This window comes from Micromonospora foliorum (assembly GCF_022229015.1).
In the GTDB taxonomy this organism is placed as follows: Bacteria; Actinomycetota; Actinomycetes; order Mycobacteriales; family Micromonosporaceae; genus Micromonospora; species Micromonospora foliorum.
The window spans coordinates 1-4574 of record NZ_JAKKFF010000122.1 but is presented as its reverse complement, the minus strand read 5'-3'; the positions used below and the strand labels follow the sequence as shown (position 1 = coordinate 4574).

The window sequence follows — 4574 nt, the reverse complement described above, 5'->3', positions numbered from 1 at the left end:
GGGCGGGCCCTGCCCGGCCCGGACGCCGGGCCCGGCCCCCGGCTCGACGGTGACCACGACTGCGTGTTGGCCACCTCCAGCGTGCCCGGGGTCACCCACTGGTGCTTCCGGGGGCCGGCGGCGCGTTTCGTCTGGGACCTGGCCCGCCGCTCGGACAGCCGGTGGGTGGTTCCGCTGGGCGCCTGCGGGGTGCCCGGCGACCCGCACCACGACGACCAGAGTCCCGCCTGGCTGGCCGGTGAGTTGCTACCGGTCGTGACGGACTGGGACCGCCTCGTCGAGGAACTCCACTGACGGCACCGGCCGCCGCCGGGGTGCGTGAGGCACCCCGGACGGCGGCCGGCCACAGTGGCGTCAGCGCAGGCCGAACGCCCGGGTGATGCTCTGGCTCACGGTGTTGCCGGCGGTGTCCCGCGCCGTGGTGCGCAGGCTCACGAAGCCGGCCTTCGCCGGTGCGGCCAACGAGGTACGCCAGCCGTCGCCGTGCCGGGTCAGACGCTGCTTCTGCCAGGTCGCGCCGTCGTCGTAGGACACCTCGACGGTCACCGCGCCGATCGTGCCCGTGACGTCGGGCAGGTGGGAGGCGACCACGGTCAGCGGTGCCCCCCGCGACGCCCTGCCGGCGGAGTCGATGGCCAGCTGGTAGTCCAGCTGGATCATCGGTAGCACCTCGGCCGACTCCTCCCCGGTGACCGCCGAGTGGAAGCCCCACTCGGTGCGGGTCTGCCGGGAGTACGGGTTGGTCCAGGCGGCCCGGTCGTTCTCCACCACCAGCCGGTACGGCAGTCGCTGCTGCGCCAGCCCGGCTACCTGGAGGTACTCGGCGTTACCCCAGTCCAGCTCCTTGTCACCCTGGTAGAGGGTGGTCCGGTTGACCATGTCGAAGTTGGCGTACGCCTCACCGATGTGGCCGCCGCCGTCGCCCCAGCCGGGCGCCGGCAGGTAGACGGTGTCAAGGTAGCGGACCGGCACGTAGCTGCCGCCCATCCGGGGTCGCTGAATCGGCCCGAACCAGGTGACGGCGCTCGGCTTGCCGGCCGGGTACGTGGTCACCGCCTGCAGGTGCTGACCGGTCTCGCCGGCGATGAACGCGTCGTCGATCCACCGCTGGTCGGCGCTCACCCAGTCGGTTCGCCGGCCCTGCGCCGGGGCCGGTTCCTGGTTGCTCGACGCCCAGCCGCGCCAGACGTCGGTGCGGAACTCCAGCGCCTTGCCCTGCCGGTAGTTGCGGAACTCCACGTCGACCCGGGCCAACTGCCGCTTGGTGGGCCGGTAGGTGGGGTCGGCCGGCACCGTGCCGGCCCAGTGGTGCGCCACGTCGTACAGGTAGGTGGTCTCCGGGTGCGACTCGACGGTGAGCCGCACCGCACCGCGCTCCAGCGCGGCGATGAGCTGCCCACCCTCGTCGGCGCCGAGGGTTGCCACGGTCACCGGGGCCGGGCTCTCCGGGCTCCACGGCGCCTCGTCCCAGGGCTGGAGGCGACCGACGCCGTCGTTGACCACGAGCAGCAGCTTCGCCCCGGCCGCCGCGGCGGCCTGCGCCTGGGTGGCGATGTCCACGCTGTCACTGCGGCGCACCACCACGGCCCGGTCCCGGACCGGCCGCTTGGCCAGCCCCGCCGCCGACGCGTCGGCGACGTAGACCGCGTCCAGCTGGCGACGACCGGCCGGCAGCGCCGGGGTCGCCCGCTTCACCAACAGATCGTCGTACGAGCGTCCGCCTGCCGAGACGGCCAGCGCCGGCTGCTCCAGCCGCCACCGGGCGCCGAACTCGAACTCGCCGTCGGTGACCGGACGGCTCGTCGGCAACGCCCACATGCTGTCGTACGAGTCGTCGGGCAGCACCTGGCTCTCGGTGAGACCGTTCTTCGTGGACCGGTGGATGTCCATCCGCAGCGCGCTGGCGGTGGCCTCCTGCGGCACCCGGGCCTGCACCTGTCGGGCGGCCCGCGCGTCCAGGGTGACGGTGCGGTCGGTGTCCAGGTTCACGTCGGTGAAGCTGAGCATCGCCATGCCCTTGGAGTGCGGCCCGTGCGCGCCGCGCACGTCGGCGGAGATCCAACCGTTCCAGCTCCCCACCGGCAGCCGCAGCGTGGCCGTGCCGCTCTCGGGCAGGTCCACGGCGGTGAACAGGGTGTCGGTGGTGAGGATGACCTTGCCGACGAGCGGCTTGCCGTCCCGGTCCTTGGCGACAAGCGTCAGGTTCTGCCGCTGGCCCTCCTTGCCGGCGCCGATCAGGGTACGGCCGCGCACCACACCGGCGTCGTCGGTGGCGACGACCATGCCGCTGACCTGCTTCTCCACCGGCAGCTTGTCGTAGGCGGCGGTCACCGTCACGGTGGCGGTGCCGCCCGCCGGCACGGTGACCCGGTCGGCGGAGAGCGCGAACAGACCGGCCGGCGCGGTGGCCGCGTCGAGGGCCAGCTTCAGGGCGACCGGCGCGCTGCCGACGTTGGTGTAGGTGACCGTACGGTCGACGGTCATGCCCGGCTGCTGCGGCCACGCCTGGAAGCCGGAGTAGGCGCTCGGGGTGGCGAAGACGGTGGCGTGCGCGGCGGCGACCGCGTCGACCCGGCCGGCACCCGCCTGGTACGGGGTGTACTCGGGGGTGGCCTTGACCGTGCTGACCAGCGCCTCCTTGATCCGCTGACCGGTCCAGTCCGGGTGCGCGGCGGCAACCAGCGCCGCTGTGCCGGCCACGTGCGGGGTGGCCATCGAGGTGCCGCTCATCAGCGTGTAGTCCCCGGAGCCGCCCCGCACGAAGTGCGAGCGGGCCGCCAGGATGTCCACGCCGGGGGCGGTGATCTCGGGCTTGAGCCCGCCGTCGCCGGCGCGTGGCCCCTGGCTGGAGAAGTCGGCGAGGTGGTCGGTGTTGTCGACAGCACCCACGGTGAGCGCGGAGTTGGCGGCGCCCGGGCTGCCGATGGAGGCCGGGCCGCTGTTGCCGGCGGCGATCACGAAGAGGGCGCCGGTCTCGGCGCTGAGTCGATCGACGGCCTGGCTCATCGGATCGCTGCCGTCGGTGGCCTCACCGCCCAGGCTCATGCTGACCACCCGGGCCTTCTGCTCGCGAGCCGCCCACTCCATGCCGGCGATGATCCACGAGTTCTGTCCGCTGCCCTCGCTGTTGAGCACCTTGCCGATGTGCAGGCGGGCGCCGGGGGCGACGCCCCGCTCGGCGCCACCGGACGCGGCGCCGGTGCCGGCGATCGTCGAGGCGACGTGCGTGCCGTGGCCCTTGTAGTCGAGGATGTCGGGCTCTTCGGGCACGAAGCTGCTGGACTCGGCGATCTGGCCGGCGAGGTCGGGGTGTTCGGCGTCCGCCCCGGAGTCGAGCACCGCGACGTCGACACCGGTGGCGGTGTTGCCCTCGGCCCACAGCGTGGGCGCGCCGATCTGCGCGGTGGACTCGGCCAGGTCGGCGTGCACCCGGCCGTCCAACCAGACCTTCGCGATGCCGTTGGCCAGGGTGGGGGCGTCGCCCGTACGCCGGGTGGAACCGGCGGTGAGCGCGGTCCAGAACCGCTCGGCGCTGGCGCGCTGACGGGTCAGCGCCGCGCCCTGCACGCTGTCCAACGGTCGGACCACCTCGGCGCCGTCCACGGCGGGACGGGTGCGGTTGCGGGCCGCTGCGTCGGTCATCGTGACGATCAGCGGAAGCGCGTCGGTGTGCGCGTCGTCGTAGCCGTCGGCGATGAGGTCGGTGACGTTGAACAGTTGCCGGTCCAGCACACCGCTGGTCACATAGGACAGCGCGGCGTCCGGGTAGACGTAGGTGTCGCCGTCGCGCACGGTGCGGTGGAAGCTCGGGGTGCTGCCGTCCGGCCGGCGCACGGTCGACACCGTGCTGCCGTCCGCCCCGGTGGTGACGGTAACCGTGTCACCGGTGATCAGGGTGACGGTGGACGTGCGTCCGGCGGCGGCCGGGGGTTGACCCGCCGGGCGGGCGGGGTTGTTCGGCGGGGCGGCGGCCGCTCCCGAGCCGGGTGGGGTGAACCCGGCCGCCAGGGTGAGGGCGGCGCCGAGGGCGATCAGCCCGGATCGGCGGCGCCGGTGAGACAGAGTCACGATGACCTCTTTGTGTCGAGAAGTGGTACGCACCACAGCATCGGCGTAACACCCACCCGCACCGCGCACCGCACCCCGACGCACTTACGCCATGGCGCAACCCCGCCACCCGCCCCCACCCGGCGGGAGGGGGATGGATCAGGAGGAACGGGTCAGCTTGGCGAGGGCGTCGAGTTGGGTGGGGTCGGAGAGGGCGGAGCCGACGGCCACCACGCGTACGCCTGCGTGCAGGAACGCGCCGGCGTTGCCGGCGTCGAGGCCGCCGGTCGCGACGAAACGCAACTGCGGCAGCGGGCCGGCCACGGCCTTGAACCAGGCCGGCCCGAGGGAGATCGCGGGAAACGCCTTGAGCCAGGTGAGGCCGTGCCGCAGTGCCTGCTGAGCCTCGGTGGGGGTGGCCACACCCGGCAGGTGCGGCAGGCCACGCGCGGCGGCGGCGGCGGCGACCGCGAGGTCCAGGCCGGGCGCGACGGTGAACCGGGCGCCCGCGTCGGCCGCCGCCGCGA

The 4574-nt window shown here is 73.7% G+C and carries 3 protein-coding genes; 1 reads left to right on the top strand and 2 read right to left on the bottom strand.

Annotation, left to right across the window (positions count from 1 at the left end):
• Positions 1 to 294 (top strand): penicillin acylase family protein (locus tag PSH25_RS11190; RefSeq protein ID WP_238659023.1); only part of this gene is annotated, 294 nt, incomplete at its 5' end.
• Positions 295 to 354: 60 nt separating this feature from the next.
• Here the strand turns inward: PSH25_RS11190 and PSH25_RS11185 are convergent.
• A complete protein-coding gene (locus tag PSH25_RS11185) occupies positions 355 to 4068 on the bottom strand; it encodes a S8 family serine peptidase (protein WP_238659022.1) in 3714 nt (1237 codons plus the stop codon).
• Between the two features lie 138 nt (positions 4069 to 4206).
• The coding region (locus tag PSH25_RS11180; RefSeq protein ID WP_238659021.1) for a bifunctional 4-hydroxy-2-oxoglutarate aldolase/2-dehydro-3-deoxy-phosphogluconate aldolase at positions 4207 to 4574 on the bottom strand (368 nt) is incomplete at its 5' end.